Source organism: Sedimentitalea todarodis (assembly GCF_032595355.1).
In the GTDB taxonomy this organism is placed as follows: domain Bacteria; phylum Pseudomonadota; class Alphaproteobacteria; order Rhodobacterales; family Rhodobacteraceae; genus Sedimentitalea; species Sedimentitalea todarodis.
In genome coordinates, this window is sequence record NZ_JASMWN010000018.1 from 91,938 (window position 1) to 112,416 (window position 20,479).

Here is a 20,479-nt window from a genome sequence, read left to right on the forward strand (position 1 = left end):
CGTAAGCGCCCGCCGTGGCGTTAGTCGGATTGCTGTGGTGGAATGGGTTCAGCAGTTTATTGAGGGACCAGACCGTTCGGAAGCCTCGGCACTGGTGGAAAGCGTGATCGATGCGCTGTGTGAGATCAAGGACGTCGGTTTCGGAACAACACTTGGCGAGCCAGTCCTCGTGGCTTTGCCCGTACGTCGTGTAGCGCTGCCTGACGGCAAGGTCGTTGCGATAGGAGATCATCGTATCGAGAGCGGCGCGGGTTCTGAACATCTGGTACCAGAAGTTGATGAGACCGCGACCGAGACTCTGATCGATTTTCTCGACTCCTTCGAAGGCCCGGCTGTCCTGACCGGGGCACCCGCTCTTTCTCCGAAGGGACGATGGATCGGCGATGGAGCAATGGCTTCAGCGCTTCGCAGAGCGCTTACATTGAGCGGCGTGTTCGATCCTGTGACCCTGGAGTGGTCAACGAGCGAAGTGAATGTCGCTTTCATCAATGATTGGTTCGGACTCGCGGATAATGCATCAAGCACGGAATCCACTTCGGGCCCCGATACAAGCCAACTGCGTGTGGCAAAAGCGGCCGCTGGTTCTCGCATGGTTGTTGAAGCCGGACCTGGTGCAGGCAAGACTCATGCTGCCTGCGAGCGGGTCATTGCGCTTGTACAGGACGAGGACCTTGCACCGTCACGCATATTGCTTCTCAGTTTCACTCGCGTTGCTGTTGCCGAGCTGAGAGCTCGCATTGCTCAGCGATTGCAGGATGTGCCAAATGTGGCGGCACTGCAGATCCGTACGTTCGACTCCTTCGCCGCGCGAATGCTTACGGCCTCGAATTCTACCTTTCCGGGTGGTTATGACGCCGCCATCCAGGCTGCGGCTCGACTTCTGAGGTCAGACGATCCGCTTGTGGCAGATGCGATTGGACAGCTGGAACACGTCATAATCGACGAAGCCCAAGACCTCGTCGGCGACCGAAAAGAACTTTGCGAAGCACTGGTGTCGTTGCTAGATTCCAGCTGCGGCATCACGGTTTTTGGGGATTTCGCGCAATCGATCTACGGATATCAGCAGCGTGACAAGTCTAGCTCGACATTTCTGACCGAAATCGCGCAGCGCGATGATTTTATCTCTGACAGGCTCGAGACGGACCACAGGACTAAAACAGTGGCTTTGCGGGAGATGTTCCGCGCTGTTCGAGGGACCTTGCGGGATGATCAAAGCGGATCTCGCGAGGGCTACTTCAACGTCCGAGAGCAGATCAAGGCTGCCGCACTCGAAAACGAAATCACCAGGTTCGCGGCGCATTCTTCAACGACAAGAGGGCTGATACTGACACGAAGCCGCCGAGGCCTTTTCACGGCGGCTGAAGCCATGAGGTCCACGGGCCGCCGATTCCGTCTCCGCCTGCCTGACCGCCCGCTGCGGATCGAGCCTTGGATTGGTGCCATTCTCGGCGCGCATCAGGCATCGGAGAGCATTTCGCGCGATGCATTCGGTGGCATGCATGAGATGCTTTTTCCGGCGGCTGTACGCGATGTCGATGAATCGTGGGAGATCCTGCTCGATCTCGATGGATCTGGTCGCGATAGCATAGTGGTGGGGCGCGTGGCCGACGGATTAACTGAGCCGCCGCTAGAACTACTCAGTGATCATGAGGGCAATGCAGGACCTTTGCTTTCAACGATACACGCCATCAAAGGTCGCGAGGATCAGCGGGTGATGTTGCTCCTAACCCGAGCGCCGCACGGCGAAACTGTAGACTGGGGCGAGGAAGCGCGTGCATTGTACGTCGGTGCGACCCGCGCGAGCACGGAGTTGCGCACTGGCTGGATCAGTCCGGTGAAGTTTTACACAACGGGAAAGCCTGAACGGTATTGGGCGGCCCGTTCTGATCATCGGTTGATCGAGATCGGCCTTGAGTCCGACCTTCTCGACTGGCGGGAGTTCCTTCATTCGGGGCATGTCATCAATGAAGCCGAAACAATTGCCAGAATCTGGCAGGCTTCGATCGAGGAACCCAAGGTTGTGGCAATTCCAGACTCCGAAGGCCGGTTGATCCTTCGGTTCGAGGACGAAGATGGATTTGCAATTGGCGCCCTTTCATCGGATTTTGCCGAAATGGTGCAGTCGATCAGGCAGGTCGCACCGGATGCCACCCCTCCAGAATTGATTTCGGGTATTTCGGTTGTGGGGGCAACCACCGTTGTTGTTCCGGGGAATGCTGGTGAATTGCCGGGGCTTGCGCTCACGCCCCTACTGGGTGGCTTTGCCCGGATCCCCCGCTGATCCCTTGGAATTACGGAGTAAAAAGATGATTGATGTGCGCGATACCCTGCTTGAACGGATGAAAGTCGATCTGATCGGCCCGGAGGCCCCAAATGAGCTGATTTCGGATCGGCCAACAGATCGGTATCTTACGGGGATTCTTTTTCCACCGCGCACCAGCATGTCAGCTGAAGACGATGATGAGGCGAGTGATGCCGACGATGCAGAGGGCACCGGCACCGCGCTGGATGGTGTAAAGGCAGCTTCAACATTTCGCCCTAGTTCAGCAGGGCTGTCCTTTGCAGTCGGGTCAATTGGCGCGGCCCCCAAATTGCGGGTCAAGGTTGAAGGTGCGCGTTATCGGCCAGAGGGTGCCGAGGGTGACGAGGGAGCTTCGCGGACAGGGCGTGCTACGCACTGGCGCCGTGAACCCAAAATGGCGGAGATTGATCTCGACCTCGAAACTATGAGGACACAGGCCGCTCCCACGGAAAGTCTCGACGGCAGCGGCCTGCCGGGTGTCACGCTTCACTGTCGCGTGGCTCCCTGGGGAGAAATTCTCATGGTCACGCTAGCAATTACTAATGACTTGAAGCCTGCCGCGAAGAAAAGCCGCGCAGCAAATGAGGAAGCTACACTGTTCCAGGTTTCGCTTTCCGTCGAATGTGCAGACGATTGTCAGTTCGTCCCGAAGCCTGATCAGGCGGGAGCCACCACCATGGACGATGACGGTCGATCTTCATCTCTGCTCTATCGTAATGTGCAGCAATGGGCCGTAGGGCATACCTGTTCAGCCATGTGGGACGAGCCGGATGATGGCACTGTCCAGAGCGTCATTACCAGCTGGTTTCCGGAAGCGATGGTTCATGTAATCAGCGCTGCGGGCGATAGCGAATTCCAGGACGAACATGTAAAGGCGCAGATGGGCGCTGCGTTTCTTGCCTCGCAGGAAAAGGACGGACTTTGCAGTGGCCTGACAGCATTCGTCGATGCCTATGGATCATGGATTTCGAGAATGGAAGAACAGGTGCCGTTCCTCTCGGAGCAGTTCTCTGACCAAGGCAATCTGCATATGCTACGTTGCCGTGCGGCCGAGACTCGAATGCGTGTGGGCATTGCTCTACTTGAAAGCTCGCCCGAGGTCTTGGCGGCCTTCCGCCTCGCAAATACCGCCCTTGCGTTGCAATATTCGTGGCGGATAGATCCCGATCCGCCCGAACTTGTCTGGCGGCCGTTTCAGCTAGGGTTCGCGCTGCTAAGCCTCGAATCCATTGCCAATCCGGAATCGCCAGATCGAGAGACAATGGATCTGCTATGGTTCCCGACCGGCGGCGGCAAGACCGAGGCTTACCTGCTGTTGACCGCGTTCGCGATTTTCTTGCGACGACTTCGTGCGACTGGCGAACCTCTTGGTGCAGGGGTGACCACCTTCATGCGCTATACTCTCCGCCTGCTGACGATTCAGCAATTCGAGCGCGCTGCCGCCCTGATCTGCGCTTGTGAGATGGTCCGGCTTGGCAAGCTGGAGAAAGGTGCGGTCCAGCTGCCTGATCATTTCTTGACTGACGTGCCGATTTCGCTTGGGCTTTGGGTCGGTGAGGGTGCGACTCCGAATAGCTTGGCAGATGCCGAAAAGGCACTGGATACAGAAGGTGAAAGCTCTCCCGCCCAGTTGCGGAATTGTCCATGCTGTCATGGTGTTCTTGATTGGACCATTGCGGTCGACAAAACCTGTGTGGAGGTAAGATGCCGTTCAGGAACATGTGCTGTTGGACGCGCCCTCGGTCGGTTGCCGATATGGACGGTTGACGAGGATGTCTATCGCGAGCAACCCACCCTGGTGATCGGCACGGTCGATAAGTACGCGCAGATCACACGCAATCAGACCTCTGGCCGTCTGTTCGGCTTAGGGACTCCTGCGGCACCACCCGATCTGATCATTCAGGATGAGTTGCATCTGATTTCAGGGCCGCTTGGAAGCCTTGCCGGTCTTTACGAAACTGCGGTTGATGAAATGTGTCGCGCCCGAAGTGGGCACAGGGCCAAGGTGATCGGGTCGACTGCCACAATCCGTAGGGCGGAGACACAGATCAGTGCCCTGTTCGACCGCGGCTCGTTTCAGTTCCCACCACCTGGTCTCGACCATGCGAACTCCGGATTTGCCATTGAGAACAGAAAAGTTCCAGGCCGCCGATATGTTGGCGTAACAACTGTAGGAAGGTCGGCAAAGTTCACCCAGCAGGCGGTCGCAGCCTCGCTCTTGCAGGCCGCGACTGATCCCGCGCTCGGCGACGACAAACGCGATGGCTACTGGACTTTGGTAAATTACTTCAATTCGCTGCGTGAACTGGGTGGAGCGCTGGTTCTGATGCGAGACGACGTCGCACGAAGCGTGAAGGACTATGCCTCGCGCAGGGGAAATGAAACAGCGCGCGAAGCCGCAACTCAAATCGAGCTGACTAGCCGGGTCCGTTCAAGCGATATCCCGCGATTTCTCAAGGACCTCGAGCGGCACTGGAGTGATCCGGATCACATCGACATTGTCTTGGCGAGCAATATGATCTCTGTAGGAATGGACGTCTCGCGTCTGGGTCTGATGGTGGTAAATGGTCAACCGAAAACAATTGCTGAGTACATTCAGGCAACGAGCCGAGTCGGCCGCAGTCAAAAGGCTCCCGGACTGATCATAACGCTCTTCAACGCCGCTAAATCCCGTGACCGCAGTCGCTATGAGACCTTTGCCAGCTGGCATCGCAGTCTATATCGCGATGTCGAAGCAACGAGCGTGACTCCTTTCGCTCCACGGGCTCGAGATCGAGCATTGCATGCGCCATTCGTTGCAATGATACGCCACCTCGTCGATGGGATGGCCGACCCCGGAGTAATCGAGCAACATCAGCGCGAGGCCGAGGCCCTTCTAGACAAGGTCATAGAGCGAGTCGAAAGAATCGATCCCGCCGAAGCAGTTGATGCGCGCAAACAACTCAACAAGTTTCTAGATGACTGGTTCGATCATCACGGCCTGAAGGATTATTGGAGCGACTACGGAGACGCACTTCTCACGTCAGCAGAGGCGGCCGCGGTCCGTGGGAACAAGGCCCGTTTCGAAAAGCAGAAACCTACGCCAAACTCCTTGCGCTCGGTCGAGGCGTCAACGTCGTATGTTCTGCTTGAAGGTGGACAAGAAAGGGGTCCGAGGCAATGAAACCCATTGGCAAGATCCGCCGCAGTCAGGTCCTTACGGGCAACGGCCCGGGGGCGATTATCGATTTTCGTGGAGAAGATGGCGCACCAATTTCCGTAGTCGCGGCTGGACTCGAGGCATGGGACCAACTTTCCATCAAGAAAGGCCTGTTGAACGACCAGCGCATTCATCACGAGCCCTTGCAGGCGCGGCTGCAGGTCAACGGCTTCAGACTGCCTCCTGTGGGAGAGGAAAAGGTCGGTAAGGACAATAGGCCCCGTTTGGTGCCTTCCTATCGTTTTCCGGATTGGCATGTCTGTCCAAAGTGCAATCTTCTGCAGCGCAGCAGGTTTTGGGGTGCCGAGATTGGGAAGCCTGAACTTTGGTGCCCGACCTGCAGCAGCGGGCGCGGTCGGCGCATAAAGAAAGTTTACGCAGTTCCTGTACGATTTGTCGTCACCTGTCCCGCTGGTCACTTACAGGACTTTCCATGGATGTCATGGCCCAGGCACTCAGAGTCTTGCTCGCGGAAGAAAGCCCTGAAGCTGATCGGTGATGGTGCTGGCCTCAAGGGGCTCAGGGTCCATTGCACTGAATGCAAGTCCGAGCGCGACCTTGACGGCGCCCTGTCACCTTCCGCGCACGCCAACCTGAGATGCGACGGAAAGTCACCATGGCTGAAACTACCAGCGACTGGTTGCAACCATCAGCCTGTTGCAATCCAGCGCGGCGCGTCAAACGCTTATTTCCCAGTGATCGCATCGGCGCTGGATGTTCCACCATTCGGCGGCTCATTCAGAGATATGCTGGAAGATTTCTGGCCAGATCTGGTTGCATTGGACGACCGATCTCAGCTTCCCGACTATGTTCGGAAGCGAATTCACCCAAATTGGCCAGACCCTGATGTCACGTCAGAAGAATTGACATCTCGGATCATGACGCTTCTGAAGATGCTGGACGAGAAGACTGGCGACCTACGGCCAAACGAGCATCTCATGTTGTGCTCGGGCGGACCAGACAACGAGGCGTTTGCCGAGTTTCAAGTCAGACCTCAACTTCTTCCTCACGAAATGAAGGGCTTGCTGGACCATGTCGTGTCGGTAGAGCGTCTTCGCGAGGTTCGGGCTCTGCAGGGTTTCACGCGACTAAGCCCCGTTGAGGCAGGAGATAGCAGTTCATTCATCGCTCCACTTTCGGAAAGGAAGTTGAACTGGTTGCCCGCGATAGAAGTTCGAGGCGAGGGAATCTTCATCAGCTTCGATGAGCCTCAGGTCATCGAGTGGGAGAACAGACCCGAAGTCATAGCGCGAGCCGCTGACGCGCATTCAGCAGCAGAGCGCTCTTGGAAAGAGCACAACAGCGAAGAGCGCCCTTTTCCACTTACGATCTCAGCGCGCTTCTTATTGGTACACACAACCGCGCATGCTCTCGCAGAGCGCCTGTCGCTAGACAGTGGATACTCCACAGCTTCTATCCGCGAAAGGCTATACGTTTCGCCGGGCCCGGGTGGGATGTGCGGCTTTCTTCTGTACACGTCGGCCCCAGACTCTGATGGAACACTAGGGGGACTGTCCCGCAAGGGACGAACGAGCGAGCTAGGCCCAATACTCCTTGCCGCATTGCGGGACCTCGAATGGTGTTCGTCTGATCCGCTCTGCAGTAGTGGTATTCTCTCCCTTTCCGAGGGCTCCGGTTCTGCCGCTTGCCATTGCTGCACGTTTATCCCCGAAACTTCCTGCGAGCATTTCAACAGGCACTTGGACCGCGGAATGCTTGTCGGTAAGCCGGATCAGCCAGAAATTGGTTTTTTTCGGGCTCTGCTTGAAGGGAAGATTTGACGATGGCACGGGTCTATCCGAAGCAGCTGCCCAAGCATGTTCTTGAAAACCCAAAGTTGTCATCAGAGGTCCGCGTCTATGAGCGTATCCGTGACAAGGTACCAGGCGACTTTACCTGCTATTACTCGCGGTCATGGCATGAAGCCGATGATCATGGTGCCGAGTTTGATGGTGAGGCAGACTTCATAGTTGCACACGCAGAGTACGGCCTGCTGTTTCTCGAAGTGAAGGGAGGGCGTGTCAGTTGTCGTGAGTCAGACGGCCAGTGGCTGACCGAGGACCGGGATGGCTTCAAATTCAAGATCAAAAGCCCGATAGCACAGGCGCGCAGCAGCAAACACCACTTCCTCAAGCGTCTGAATGAAAACAAGAGGCTCGGACGACGCTTCCTTCGTGTTCGGCACGGTGCAATTCTTCCCGGAAGTGCACGGCCGAAACGTCCACTTGCGCCGGATGCGCCGCTTGAGATCGTTGCGTTTGGCGACGATATGGAAAATCTCGACAAGTGGATATTGCGCCGCATGACCGAAGGCGGCGATCCGAGGGAAAAGCCTCTCGGCCTCGATGGATTGAGGGCGCTGGAGGAGCTGCTCGCAAGCCACTTCGAGTTGCGGGCACATGTTGGCTTCAGCCTTGCCGATGACGCGATGACTATAGATCGGCTCACGGGGGAACAGGCATGGATTCTTGACTCCCTGGAGGACAACAGGGAGATGGCCATATCCGGCGGTGCAGGTAGCGGGAAGACAGTGCTAGCGATCGAGAAGGCTATAAGGTGCGCGGCCGAGGGCCGCCGCACCCTCTTGACCTGCTTCAATGCACCGTTGGCCAATCACCTACGCGACGTCTGCCAAGACAATGAATTCCTTGTAGTTGCCAGCTTTCACTCGCTTTGCCGTTCGCTTGCAATAAAAGGGGGAGTCGTGTTGCCCTCGAATGCTGGTCAAGCGCTGTTTGACACCCATCTTCCGGAAGCACTGGTCGAAGCGATAGGTAACAATCCAAATCTCGGCTTTGATACTATTGTGGTGGACGAAGGACAGGATTTCCGTGACTCTTGGTTGAATGCACTCCGGCTTGCCCTGAGGGACATAGATGAGGGACGTTTCTACGTATTTTACGACGATAATCAGCGCTTGTTCTCTCCAGAGGATGGGTTCATTTCCGCCCTGCCGAAGTCATCGATCGCGCTCACTCGAAATCTTCGAAACACAAAACGGATTCACGAGCTCATGTCTAAATGGTATGAAGGTCGGCGTAGCACTGCGGCAGGGCCCGAAGGGGAAGTCATAGGCTTGCTCGAGTGCCGAAGAAGCGAAATGGCGATGGAGCGCGTAAACGAGCGCGTTGCGCAACTATTGCGCTCAGGACAAGCCAAACCTGGACAAATTGCCGTGCTTACTGGCTCCGGCTCAACATCGATGGCCGCGCCAGAAAAGATCGCGGGGATTCCAACATGCCAATCCGACGAAATACACCCCGACCACATTGTTTTTGATACTGTGCGTCGATTCAAGGGATTGTCTCGCCCATGCGTCTTTCTCGTTGGGATTGAAGAGCTGACCGACCCCGAACTGATCTATGTTGCCACCAGCCGGGCCAACGTCTTGCTAGAAATGGCGGGAACGCCTGAGGACATCGCTCGGATGATGCAGAATACAGTGGATACTTACTGAAATCGACGACATTTCCGACCGTGCTTGGTCAAAGTTATTCGGAAAACCATTTCCGAAATCAGTCAAAAAGATCGTTTCGAATCCGATCCGACGCCCTGTTGTCCTTGGCTCTTGACGCGCTTTTATCGGAAAGCGCAGTCAGAAGAAGATGAGAGATCTGCCGAGCAAGAAACGGCGGCACCGCGTTTCCTACCTGGACGTACTGCTGTGTCCGGTTGCCGAGAAAGAGGTAGTCGTCGGGGAAGGTCTGCAGCCGAGCAGCCTCGCGCACGGTCAGGCTGCGGCACTGCATCGGATCGGGATGTATGAAGTAATGTCCATCCTTGGAGATATGGCTCGTTACCGTAGTCGCGGCCGCGTCGGCCAGCTGGACTCGAAATCGGTCATTGAAGACGCCGCTGTGCCAGTTCCGATGATCTGGGCTGAGCGCGAGGGGAAAATCGGCGGCCTTTGGGCTATAGCCGCTCACTGCTCCGAACACAGCGGCGAACAGATACCGTCCCAGATCCGAGGGCATGTGTCCGCGCGTCTCATGTTGGGCAACAGCACGCAGGTTCGGCCGCTCGAGCCAACGCAGCAGTTCATCGTTCGAGGTGCCATAGCCATCCGGCAGGCATGACGCCGTCCGACGGCTCGACGCGCCCGACTTCATTCGCTTGGCAACGGATGAGAACGCCTCCCTAAGCGGGCCGTCCTCCTTACCCTTATGGATGCTCGCCAAGAGTTTCGCCGCTTCGACAACCTCGTTTCGCCAAGCCGATGAATCGTCTCGACCACGACTAATGCCGCTGCGCAGGTCCGGCATAGTCCCGATCACGTCACTGACCGTTCGCGTCAGGCCCGAGACGGCAATCTCGGCGCGCGCAGCCTTGCCCGCAAGGTCGGACCGAATTCCGACGATGATCACCCTGTGGCGTCGCTGCGGAACCCCGAACTCTTCGGCGCGCACAATGAAATCTGACGGTCGCGCTGCTTCTTGCAGGCTGGCTTTTCCATCTTCCATCCGAACAGTCAGCAGCTCGTAGTGATGACCGTGGCCCGTGCCGAGCGAGGACAGATCCTCCATCAGCATCTCGAAGACAAGTCGGCTTTCGACAGTCGAGGACAGCATGCCCTTGACGTTTTCCATCACGAAAGCGGCGGGACGAAGCCTGTCGAGCACGCGGATGTACTCTCGGAACAGGTAATGCCGCTCATCCTCTTCAGGCACATAGCCGATCTTGCCCTTGGCCCGGGCGCGCCCGACCAAGGAATAAGCCTGACAGGGCGGTCCGCCAATCAGAATCGTATCGTCATAGTTTTTGTGCAGCTTCGCGATGGCACCGTCAATCGCCGTCGCAGCTGCCTCAGTGCCGAGCTCGAGTGCACGAGCCTCATCAATGGCAATCTGCCACGCTTCGGCGTCGACTGCTGACCAATCCGGCTCGGGGACAAGCCCCGCGTGGAAATCGATGAACTGATCGGGCAAGGTGCCGTGAAGCGCCCGGTATTCACGCAGGAACGCGCGCAGCGTCAGGGTGCGATGGGCCGATGCCTCTTTCTCGACCGAGATGCCGATCCGGAACGGCGCATGTCCGTCCTCGACCAGGGAGGCAAATCCCTCGCCAAGTCCGCCTGGACCGGCGAACAGATCGACAATGCCGAAAGTGGCTGACAAATCAGGCTCCTGACGAAATTCATTCAGTCGGTGTATACTAGGTTCCAGATCGAAGACCAGGGTGCACGTGACCGATATCGTAGACAAACAGACCCGTTCCCGGATGATGGCCGGGATCAAGGGGAAGGACACGAAGCCCGAACTGGTGCTTCGGCGGGCACTTCATGCGCGCGGCTTCCGTTACCGGCTGCATTCGAAGAATGTCCCCGGGCGACCTGACCTTGTGTTTCCAAAGCATCACGCAATCGTCTTCGTACATGGCTGCTTCTGGCATCGCCATGAGGGCTGTCGTTACACAACCACTCCATCGACGCGTCCAGAGTTCTGGCAAGCAAAGTTCGACGCGAATGTGATCCGAGACGCCGCCATAGGAGACCAGGTGATAGAGGCAGGATGGCGGGTCGCAACGGTGTGGGAGTGTTCACTGCGCAAGGCCGACCAATTGACGGCAACGGTTGAGCTTCTCAGTGCCTGGCTGCTCTCGGACAGCCGGCAGCTCGAAGTTGGCGAAAAGAATATCAAGCATTCTGAGTGATCGATACTCTGCAGACTGCGCTGAAGACCAAGATGAGCTGACTCTATCTGCAGCCGCGCGCCTGATCTCGCATTACTGCGTAATCACCCATCATCTCGACGACGACCGACCGATCCGGCAGCATCGCCAATTCTTCGGCCGCCCGCGCCTGTAACTCCCTGCTGTATTCCACGACCGGCGGACATGCTGCCACGCCGTTCGTTTCAAAACCCGCCGTCGCGCAGCCGGTCAACCAGCTCGTCACGATCACGAGGGCGGCGAGCCGCCGCCTCCAACATCCTGCGTTGGGCATCATTGGCCTTCTCCGTGGTTTCAAGGCGTTCGGCGAACACAACGGCTTTTGACAGGGACGATGGTCGTGGTGACCCGGGTGGCAGATCGTGGGCCTCGCGGTCCTGACGAACGGCTTCGATGCCGCGTGCCTCGGCATCCGCGATGGAGACGAGCCGCAACGGGATCTGTCGCCCGTCATGGCTGAGCGTCACGACATCCGCCGGATCGAGCGCCAGTCGCGACGGTGGCAGGCGGAATGCAGCGGTCTCCCGCCCAGTCCAGGCTTCCATCAACGCACGGCGGCAGCGCCGTTCAGCTTCCTCGGGCGGGACCGCCATGGGGAAGCTCTCGGAGGCGATCCGGTTCGTGTCCACGGTGATGCGACGCGCCTCGACAAGAGCGGCATCGTAATCCTCGTCAGCCCGCGCTACCTGCCACTTCAGCGCCTGTGGCAGTTCGGTCTCCTGCGCGCGGGTCAGTTCCAGAACGTCGCCGTCGCGAGCGGCCACCAGATCGTCGTGTGTCACACTGGCCACCGCTGCGCGCCCGCGCATGACAAACCGGATCACCCCCTCGGTCTCGACTGCGTCGAAACCGAAATGGCGCGACAACGTGGTAATCGAGGCGCGCGGGCTTTCTAGCGCACCAATCGCATAGCCCTCAACCGCCCCCCAGAGCCCCGATACGTCGATCAGGTTCTCTGGCAAGCCCGCCCGCAGGCAGAGGAGGCGAACGAGCGCCGCCAGCGACACCGCGCCAAGCCGCCCTGTCAGCCAGTGGCCGAGCCGCCAGTTCGCCCCGTCCGTCCACACGTCGGTCAGCGCCGGAAAGAACGGGTATGGCCGGGCATCCCAGGTCCAGGCGGCGCATTCAGGCACATGCACCATCCGGCCGCCATAGACACCGGAAACCGGATTGTTCGCGGCCTCGCCCCACCAGAGATAGGTCGCCTCCAGATAGGCGCGCTGGATCGCGTCATCGCGCCAGCCCCGCGAGAAATGCGGCGTGAAGCTCTCGGACGACTTCGGGTCGAAGAAGACGTTCGGCTGGTTCGTGCCCCGGTCGATGGCGGGACACCTTCGTTTCCGTCACGCAGTCCTTCAACACCACCACGTCCATGGGGCGGCTGACGCTGAACATCCTGCTCAGCTTTGCCCAGTTCGAGCGCGAGGTCATCGGCGAGCGGATCCGCGACAAGGTCGCTGCGTCGCGCAAGAAGGGCATCTGGATGGGTGGGCCGGTGCCGCTCGGCTACAACGTGAAGGACCGCAAGCTGATCGTGGACCCGGCCGAGGCCGAGACGGTGCGGACGATCTTCACGCTCTATGCCCGGTCCAGCTCCACTGCGGAGGTGATCCGCGAATTGGACGCACGCGCGATCCTGACCAAGACCGGTAGGCCTTACGACAAGACCTCGCTGCTCAAGACCCTGCACAACAAGGTCTATCGCGGCCTCGCTGTGCACAAGGGCACGGCCTATCCCGGCGAGCACGACGCGATCATTGACGTCACACTATGGGACGACGTCCATCATGTAATCGCAAACAATCGCGTTAAGCGGGTTGCCGTTGCCAAGGAACCGTCACCGGCGCTGCTGCGCGGGCTGATCTTCACCGAGACCGGCGTCGCGATGACCCCGCACCACACCAAGAAAGGCACGCGGCGCTATCGCTATTACGTCTCGATGGACGCGATCAAGAAACGGCCCAAGGCCGAGATCCGAGGCCCGCAGCGGCTGCCCGGTGGCATGGTCGAGGATGCCGTGGTCGGCGAAATACGCCGCCTGCTGCGCACCCCGGAGGTCGCTGCGCGGGTGTCGCGGACCCTGCGCAAGGATCGGCCAGACCTTGGCGAGGCGGACATCAGCGCGTCGCTCACCCAGTTCGACGACATGTGGAACGCGCTGATCCCGGCCGAGCAGGCGCGCGTGGTCAAGCTTCTGGTGGCGCGCGTCACCGCCAGCGAAGCCGGGCTGGCGGTCGATCTCCGGCATGAGGGCTTGGGCGCTATTGCCGCCCTAATGGCTCCAGCCAAGCCAGAGGTGGCATGATGGCAGAGCCTGAAACCCTCCGCGTCCACATACCGCTCACCATGCGCAATCGTGGCGGTCGCCCCCGCATCCTGCCACCAAAGGAGATCGAGGTGGCCATGGAACGCGGCCAGGATGCCCGCCTCCTGCGCGCCATCGGCCGTGCGTGGGACTGGCGGCGCAGGCTGGAGCGCGGCGACGTCAATACCATCGCCGACCTCGCCAGAGAGGAAGGCATCTCCGACCGCTACGTCAGCCGCGTGATCCGGCTGGCATGGCTCTCGCCATCGGTGCTCGAACGACTGGTCCTGCGGCGCGAGACGCCCAATATCGACCGCATCGCGCAGGAAGGTGCGATGTTCACCGACTATTACGCAGAGCAGAGCTGTACCGCAGGGCGCAACGCCTTCATCACAGGCATGCAGCCGTTGCGGACCGGCATGATCATGCCGCAATTGCCCGGCAGCCCGAGCTATCTTCAGCCCGGCACGCCGATGCTGTCCAAGTTCCTGCTGGATCTTGGCTATAACACTGGGGAATTCGGCAAGAACCACCTAGGGGATCATACCGACGCCCTGCCGACCGCGCACGGTTTTCAGGAATTCTGGGGCTATCTCTATCACCTTGACGCGATGCAGGGGGTGAGCTTTCCCGACATCAATTCGTCACCGACCAGGCAGACCATCGTGCCGCCGTGCAAGAACACGCCGGTTCCCGGGCTGACCGAAGTGGCCGGTGCCGTCGATCCGGCGACCACCATCTGCCTGACGCCACCGCGTCCGGTCATGCATTGCACGTCGAGCGATGGCACCGCGGCAAACACGACCTGCAAGGACGAAGGTCCGCTGACCCTGGACCGCTCCAAGAACATCGACGAGGAGATTTCGGCGCAGGTCATAGACTTCCTTGACCGCAACGACCCCGAAAAGACCGACAAGCCGTTCTTCGTTTGGTACAACCCGGCCCGCATGCACATCACAACCGTCTTGGATGACAAATATCTGGGCATGGTGGGTGAGCCCGGCGGCAAGGACTGGGGCGTCAACGAAGCCGGCATGAAGCAGATGGACGACAACATCGGCTATGTGCTGAAAAAGCTCGAAGATATGGGCGAGCTTGACAATACGATCATCGTCTTCACCACCGACAACGGCGCCGAAACCATCACCTTTCCCGATGGCGGTACGACCCCGTTCAAGGGCGGCAAGCTGACCACATGGGAAGGTGGCATGCGGGCGCCGGCGGTCATTCGCTGGCCTGGCAAAATCGAACCTGGCACCGTGCTGAACGACATCTTCGCGTCGCTCGATTGGCTGCCGACGTTGGTCGAAGCGGCCGGTGGTCCCAAAGGGAACGATCTGAAAGCTGAAATTGAAAAAGGCTCATATCCCGGAATCGTCAAGACGACGCTCGATGGGGTCAACCAGATGGCCTATCTGACCGGAGAGTCCGACAAGGCGGCTCGGGACTACTTCATGTACTACTCGGGCAAGGATCCGTCGGCGGTTCGCTTCAAGAACTGGAAGATGTACTTCGCCATGGTTTCGGATGACCCAACCGGCTTCCTCGCCGGCGTTCTCCCCTACCATTGGACCCAGGTCGTGAACATCAGGCGCGATCCCTTCGAGACCTCAGTCGGGTCTCAGCTCAAGACGTTGATGGGCGTGGGCGGCGCGATTGCCGCGCCGGTTACTGCCTATCAGTATGACTGGAACATTCTGCCGATCGGCCAGCAGTTGTGGCTCAGGGAGCTTGAGACATACGCCACCTTCCCGCCGATGCAGGATCCGTCCAGCTACAACCTGGAAGACGTCATCCAGCGGGTGAAGAACTTGAACACCTCCAGCCACGCGGGGCACTAACGGTCCGGTTGAGGTGAACCAGCGTCAGGCGCCTGGGATTCAGGCGCCTGACAAAAAATACGACTGTGGCGGCGCATCGCGTTTTGCGCCGCCCTCACGACGCAAGGCGCGCTTTCCGGCGGATATGTCGCCTCGCGGAGGAGATGTACAATTACCGGTTGATGATCCTGTCATCGGGACATCCCGTCCAAGCCGAGACGCCAATCAAACGTAGCGCGCGGCCGGCGCGCAGAGCCAGAGCTGGAGAAGACCATGTACAAATTGATACGAAACGTGACCGCGGCCCTGACGGTCGGCCTTGCGCCAATCGCGCTTCCGGCCTTGGCGCAGGACGCGGGTGCCAAACCCAATATCCTGGTGATCTGGGGCGACGACATCGGCCAATTTAACATCAGCGCCAACAACTTTGGCACGATGGGCTACCGCACGCCGAACATTGACAGGGTCTACACTGAAGGTGCCATGTTCACAGACTGGTACGGCCAGCAAAGCTGTACTGCCGGGCGTGCCGCCTTCGTAACCGGGCAATCTCCCATTCGAACCGGCCTGACCAAGGTTGGCCTGCCGGGGGCACCGGAGGGAATGAACATCCTGGACCCGACCATCGCAGGTCTGCTCAAGCCGCTGGGCTACATGACGGGCCAGTACGGCAAGAACCATCTCGGCGACCTCGATGAGATGTTTCCGACCAACAATGGCTTCGACGAGTTCTTCGGCAACCTCTACCACCTGAACGCCGAAGAAGAGCCGCAGAATCCCGATTACCCCCAGAACCCGGAGTTCAGGAAAAAGTTCGGTCCGCGCGGCGTCATCAAATCAACCGCGATCTACGACGATAGCGGCGCACTTATCGGACAGGATATCGTGGATACCGGCCCCCTGACACGCGAGCGGATGGAGACGGTGGACGAAGAAGTGACGGAAGGCGCACTCGCTTTCATGGAGAAGGCGCATGCGGCGGACAAGCCCTTTTTCTTGTGGTGGAACTCCACCCGGATGCACATCTTTACGCATCTGAAGCCAGAATCCCAGGGCGTGACCGGCCTGGGCATCTATGCCGACGGTAGGGGCGCGGCCCTCCTGCATGATGTTCCAATGCCGAAGCAAGCGGTGGCCAAGTACCCTTTCAAAGGGGTCGTCCAGGCTGAGCAAGCTGCTGGTGTTTCGGTCCGTCAGAGTGAAATTCAGAGTTTTCTCATTGGCACCTTCGGCACGGCGGTACCTTACTGCAATTTCCACAAACCTGATAGCGACCGCACGCGAGAATACCTTTCCGAGACCTGGTTGATCATCAATGATCTTCGAAATATTCTGTTCGATCGTAGTAGAAAGCGCGAGCCGGTTTCCAAGGTTTCCTACACTGACATCGGCGCGGATTACCTGAGCGCGCAAGACAACCGCATCCTCAAAGTCTGGCGTTTCCAGCTCAAAACCCTTCAAGAATTGCGATATATCATATGCTTGGAAATCGACAGGCTGATTTGAATAGGTCTGATCCAAGGCGGTCTCGATGAACCGCTCGGCAATTGTGTTGCGCAAAGTTCTGGTGCCTGCACGGACATGGACCCGCCCGGTCGACGGGGTGTAGACGATCATTGCCTCTCCGGGCGGCCGAAAATAGATGCTTGACCGATTGCCGTCGTCGTCGATCTCCCGAACGCTGGTCGGCGGATTTGGATGGTACAGCAGGTACATCTCTGCGGCCGGTTCGTCACCGTCCTCGGGTATAGCGAAACGGTCAATGTCATAACCGTCACCACGATCAAGCTGGTCGTTGAGATCGGAAAGAAGAGCGTCCAGCAATGCGCTGCCGGCATCCGGGCCACCATCGAACGATGGTTCTGCCATGAAGGTCTGGTAGTGCTTGTCATACCGCCGGTACAGACGCAGGTGCAGGCTGTTCTCCGCAGCTTCGAACAGACTGTTTTCGTTGACGAAGGCCCATAGGCTTCGCGCAAGTTTGTCCCGCTGGTTCAGAAGCACATTGGCGCGCTCGGGTTCGAGCTTGGTCTTTGCCAGGCCTTCGAGGACGTACTCGCCACGGTCGCTCGCGATTGTGACAATCCGGGCCGCTTCGGATTCGAGCGGGCCCAGCCGGTCCTTCTTTTCCCGCCGCAGCATTTCTCTCGCAGTTTCCAATGACCCGGAATCATTCGGTTCAAATCTGTAGTTATTGAGCCAGTTCAACTTGCCAAAAGCCTTTGCACCCAGAAATGCCGCAAAGAGTTCTGGCCTCGCGTCATCAATCAACCGGGAGAGATTTGGGCAGGTCTTGGTCGGGGCGCGTACCATGCGGATCTCCTGAAACACTCAGCCATCGCAAAAATTGCCGGGACGGCGTCATATCCGAATTTGAATACCTGATGTCCCATTTGACAATCGAAAAAGGCGTTTCTCCAGAAAGGAGAGATTGATGAAGCGCCCCAACCCTTTGCATCCACAACACATGACCCCCGCCGAACGCCGCGCAGAACTGTGCCGCATCCTGGCGCTCGGCCCGATCCGTCTGCGTATGGGAGACGCTGCGCAAGCATCTGCTGAACATGGAGAATTTCCGCTACACAACTCACCCGACCAGAGGGCTCATGCAACTCCAAACAATCGGAGAACCGCATGACCAGACCAGATCCCATCCCCGCGCGCCTGGCGGCGCTGAAGACAACGTCGACGCCAGACTTGAAGAAACAATGGCGTGAGCTGTTCGACAGCGAGCCACCGCCGTTCAATCGTCGCTACCTCGAGAGCCGACTGGCGTACCGAATTCAGGAGCTGGCCTATGGCGGCCTGAAGCCGGAAACGGTGAAAAGGTTAGAGGCCCTTGGCGATCAACTCGATGGCGGGGATCGCAAGAAGAGCCGCATCCGCGCCGATCTGACTCCAATCGTCGGCACACGGCTGATCCGTGAGTGGCAGGGTGTCGAGCACGTCGTCACCGTCACTTCCGACGGATTCGACTGGCAGGGTCGGCCCTACAAATCGCTCTCTGCCATTGCTCGCGCCATCACCGGCACGCGCTGGAACGGCTGGGTGTTCTTCGGCTTGAAAAATCACAGGAGGGGTACATGAACAAACCAATCGTCAGAAAACTGCGCTGCGCCGTCTATACCCGGAAGTCATCGGAGGAAGGTCTTGAGCAAGAATTCAACAGCCTCCACGCCCAACGGGAAGCCTGTGAGGCGTACATCGCCAGCCAGCGTTCCGAGGGCTGGGTGCTGGTCCGCGATAAGTATGACGACGGTGGCATCTCCGGCGGTACGTTGGAACGACCCGGCCTGAAGCGGCTGCTGGCCGATGTCGAAGATGGCTTGGTTGACGTGGTCGTCGTGTACAAGATCGACCGCCTGTCGCGCTCGCTGATGGATTTTTCCAAGCTGGTCGAGGTGTTTGACCGGAACGGCGTCACCTTCGTATCCGTCACCCAATCGTTCAACACCACGACATCGATGGGGCGGCTGACGCTGAACATTCTGCTGTCATTCGCCCAGTTCGAACGTGAGGTCACGGCTGAACGCATCCGGGACAAGGTCCGCGCCAGCCGGATGAAGGGCATGTGGATGGGCGGCGTGCCCCCGTTAGGCTACGAGGTGAAGGACCGGAAACTGATCATCAAGGAAGCCGATGCCGCCAACATCCGCTGGATCTTCGACCGGTTCATCGAAACCGGCTCGGGCACGGAACTCGCCCGGGAACTGGCGGCACGCGGCATTCAGACCAGCCGTGGCAACAGGATCGACAAGAAGTACCTGTATCGCGTGCTGAACAACCGCGCCTACATTGGTGAGGCGGTCCACAAGGGCGACAGCTATCCCGGCGAGCATGATGCCATCATCGACAGGGATGTCTGGGACAATGTCCACGCCATTCTGACCGAAAGCCCCCGCAAGCGCGCCGCACGCACCCGAGCAGACACGCCTGCGCTGCTGAAAGGGCTGCTCTACGGCCCCGACGGGGCGGCCTTCTCGCCGACGCACACGCGGAAGAGCGGCAAGCTATACCGGTATTATGTCAGCCAGACGGTGCTGAAGCACGGCGCTGGATCGTGTCCCGTCGGTCGTGTGCCAGCGGGTGAGATAGAAGCCGCTGTCATCGACCAGCTCCGCGCCGTGTTCCGACAACCCGAGATTGTTGCGGGCACATGGAAAGCGGCACGCGCACAGGACGGCGAGATCACCGAGGCCGACGTCCGCGTGGCACTGACCGGTCTTGATCCGCTGTGGGATGAACTCTTCCCCGCTGAGCAGGCGCGCATCGCGGCGCTGCTGGTAGAGCGGGTCGACATCGGTACCGATGGCCTAAATGTTCGCCTCCGCATGGATGGCCTGAGTGGGCTGGCACGAGAAATGATGGCTGATCTAGGAACGGCGGCATGAGCCGCGCGAAACCAGTGCCCGAAACGGTGACAGTGCACATCCCGTTCCGCCTCGTGAAACGAGGCGGTCGCAAGGAAATGCACCTGCCGGATGGGGCATCAAGCCAACGCAAGATGGACAACACTTTGGTCAAGGCGCTGGCACGAGCATTTCGATGGAAGCGGATGCTGGAGTCGGGTGAGTTCACGACCATCGCCGAACTCGCGAAGTGCGAGGGGATCGCACCGTCTTACATGACCCGCGTCCTGCGACTTACACTCCTCGCGCCAAACCTCGTAGAGTCGATCGTGGATGGGCAGCAAGGGCCGGAGGTAACGCGCGCGGTGCTGCTGGAGCCGTTTCCGTTGGACTGGAAAACGCACCGACAGCTCATCGCTGGAACGTCCTGAACGGCCCAATGCCGACCTTGAACACGACCGTCAAATGCTGCGGTCGCAATCCGCATTCCTGCCATTCGCTGCACGTGCAAAATCAGCATTTGATTGAACTCACGTTCTGCGGGACAAAACCGACCTTGGATTTTGCCACTTCGCTGACGCAGCATACTTTCGCGGTTGCGGCAGGTTTATCGCTGCCACGCGGCAAATGTTACCGAACCGGACGTTCGTGGGCGTCACGGTGGCCTGAACCGAAACCGTAATTTCGCCGCAGCTCCATCGGACAGCTCAGACCCGGGACTTAGCATGGGTAATCGGGCTGACCATGATGATGGGTCAGGTTCTTGATAGAGTTGCAGAAGTTTTTGCAATTTGAGGAGGACAAAATGGATTACTATGTTGGACTAGATGTATCACT

The 20,479-nt window shown here is 58.8% G+C and carries 13 protein-coding genes and 1 pseudogene; 12 read left to right on the plus strand and 2 right to left on the minus strand.

Annotated elements, in window-relative coordinates:
- Positions 1 to 37 precede the first annotated feature (37 nt).
- The 4 genes from QO231_RS19355 to QO231_RS19370 are packed head-to-tail and all read left to right on the plus strand — an operon-like array spanning position 38 to position 8,958.
- The gene (locus QO231_RS19355) at positions 38 to 2,281 is read left to right on the plus strand and encodes a UvrD-helicase domain-containing protein (protein WP_316780269.1); all 2,244 of its coding nucleotides are present in this window, start codon (positions 38 to 40) and stop codon (positions 2,279 to 2,281) included.
- Between the two features lie 25 nt (positions 2,282 to 2,306).
- A complete protein-coding gene (locus QO231_RS19360; RefSeq protein ID WP_316780271.1) occupies positions 2,307 to 5,465 on the plus strand; it encodes a helicase-related protein in 3,159 nt (1,052 codons plus the stop codon).
- Positions 5,462 to 7,282 (plus strand): DUF1998 domain-containing protein, encoded by a 1,821-nt coding sequence (locus QO231_RS19365; protein ID WP_316780273.1) that lies wholly within the window; start codon positions 5,462 to 5,464, stop codon positions 7,280 to 7,282. The genes QO231_RS19360 and QO231_RS19365 overlap by 4 nt, the downstream gene beginning before the upstream one ends.
- 2 nt (positions 7,283 to 7,284) lie before the next feature.
- Positions 7,285 to 8,958, plus strand: a complete 1,674-nt coding sequence (locus QO231_RS19370) for a nuclease-related domain-containing DEAD/DEAH box helicase (RefSeq protein ID WP_316780276.1) — start codon at positions 7,285 to 7,287, stop codon at positions 8,956 to 8,958.
- A 58-nt stretch (positions 8,959 to 9,016) separates the two neighbouring features.
- On the opposite strand, the gene QO231_RS19375 is transcribed toward QO231_RS19370, so the two are convergent.
- Positions 9,017 to 10,615, minus strand: coding sequence for a DNA cytosine methyltransferase (locus tag QO231_RS19375; RefSeq protein ID WP_316780278.1), 1,599 nt, complete (start codon positions 10,613 to 10,615; stop codon positions 9,017 to 9,019).
- A 67-nt stretch (positions 10,616 to 10,682) separates the two neighbouring features.
- On the opposite strand from QO231_RS19375, the gene QO231_RS19380 reads away from it, so the two are divergent.
- On the plus strand, positions 10,683 to 11,150 hold the full coding sequence (locus QO231_RS19380; protein WP_316780280.1) for a very short patch repair endonuclease: 468 nt from the start codon (positions 10,683 to 10,685) through the stop codon (positions 11,148 to 11,150).
- Between the two features lie 326 nt (positions 11,151 to 11,476).
- Here QO231_RS19380 and QO231_RS19385 read toward each other — a convergent pair.
- Positions 11,477 to 12,499, minus strand: a pseudogene (locus QO231_RS19385) (phage tail protein); the annotation flags it as partial.
- A 41-nt stretch (positions 12,500 to 12,540) separates the two neighbouring features.
- Here QO231_RS19385 and QO231_RS19390 point away from each other — a divergent pair.
- The 7 genes from QO231_RS19390 (at position 12,541) to QO231_RS19420 (ending at position 20,073) form a co-directional block, all read left to right on the plus strand.
- Positions 12,541 to 13,473: a recombinase family protein gene (locus QO231_RS19390; RefSeq protein WP_316780282.1), complete on the plus strand. Its 933-nt coding sequence runs from the start codon at positions 12,541 to 12,543 to the stop codon at positions 13,471 to 13,473.
- Positions 13,470 to 15,314 (plus strand): arylsulfatase, encoded by a 1,845-nt coding sequence (locus tag QO231_RS19395; protein WP_316780285.1) that lies wholly within the window; start codon positions 13,470 to 13,472, stop codon positions 15,312 to 15,314. The genes QO231_RS19390 and QO231_RS19395 overlap by 4 nt, the downstream gene beginning before the upstream one ends.
- Positions 15,315 to 15,566: 252 nt before the next feature.
- Positions 15,567 to 16,799: a sulfatase-like hydrolase/transferase gene (locus QO231_RS26185; RefSeq protein WP_394356640.1), complete on the plus strand. Its 1,233-nt coding sequence runs from the start codon at positions 15,567 to 15,569 to the stop codon at positions 16,797 to 16,799.
- A gap of 192 nt (positions 16,800 to 16,991) precedes the next feature.
- Positions 16,992 to 17,261, plus strand: a complete 270-nt coding sequence (locus QO231_RS19405) for a hypothetical protein (protein WP_316780288.1) — start codon at positions 16,992 to 16,994, stop codon at positions 17,259 to 17,261.
- 666 nt (positions 17,262 to 17,927) lie between these two features.
- Positions 17,928 to 18,380: a DUF2924 domain-containing protein gene (locus QO231_RS19410; RefSeq protein ID WP_316780292.1), complete on the plus strand. Its 453-nt coding sequence runs from the start codon at positions 17,928 to 17,930 to the stop codon at positions 18,378 to 18,380.
- The gene (locus QO231_RS19415) at positions 18,377 to 19,684 is read left to right on the plus strand and encodes a recombinase family protein (protein WP_316780294.1); all 1,308 of its coding nucleotides are present in this window, start codon (positions 18,377 to 18,379) and stop codon (positions 19,682 to 19,684) included. The genes QO231_RS19410 and QO231_RS19415 overlap by 4 nt, the downstream gene beginning before the upstream one ends.
- A complete protein-coding gene (locus QO231_RS19420; protein ID WP_316780297.1) occupies positions 19,681 to 20,073 on the plus strand; it encodes a hypothetical protein in 393 nt (130 codons plus the stop codon). Before QO231_RS19415 ends, QO231_RS19420 begins: the two co-directional genes overlap by 4 nt.
- The last annotated feature ends 406 nt before the right edge of the window (positions 20,074 to 20,479 follow it).

What these genes read in the sequence shown, in the direction of transcription:
- QO231_RS19370 (WP_316780276.1), top strand. Translation starts at nt 7,285, where the DNA reads ATGGCACGGGTCTATCCGAAGCAGCTGCCCAAGCATGTTCTTGAAAAC.
- QO231_RS19360 (WP_316780271.1), top strand. Translation starts at nt 2,307, where the DNA reads ATGATTGATGTGCGCGATACCCTGCTTGAACGGATGAAAGTCGATCTG.
- QO231_RS19395 (WP_316780285.1), top strand. Translation starts at nt 13,470, where the DNA reads ATGATGGCAGAGCCTGAAACCCTCCGCGTCCACATACCGCTCACCATG.
- QO231_RS19410 (WP_316780292.1), top strand. Translation starts at nt 17,928, where the DNA reads ATGACCAGACCAGATCCCATCCCCGCGCGCCTGGCGGCGCTGAAGACA.
- QO231_RS19365 (WP_316780273.1), top strand. Translation starts at nt 5,462, where the DNA reads ATGAAACCCATTGGCAAGATCCGCCGCAGTCAGGTCCTTACGGGCAAC.
- QO231_RS19405 (WP_316780288.1), top strand. Translation starts at nt 16,992, where the DNA reads ATGGTACAGCAGGTACATCTCTGCGGCCGGTTCGTCACCGTCCTCGGG.
- QO231_RS19390 (WP_316780282.1), top strand. Translation starts at nt 12,541, where the DNA reads ATGGGGCGGCTGACGCTGAACATCCTGCTCAGCTTTGCCCAGTTCGAG.
- QO231_RS26185 (WP_394356640.1), top strand. Translation starts at nt 15,567, where the DNA reads ATGTACAAATTGATACGAAACGTGACCGCGGCCCTGACGGTCGGCCTT.
- QO231_RS19420 (WP_316780297.1), top strand. Translation starts at nt 19,681, where the DNA reads ATGAGCCGCGCGAAACCAGTGCCCGAAACGGTGACAGTGCACATCCCG.
- QO231_RS19415 (WP_316780294.1), top strand. Translation starts at nt 18,377, where the DNA reads ATGAACAAACCAATCGTCAGAAAACTGCGCTGCGCCGTCTATACCCGG.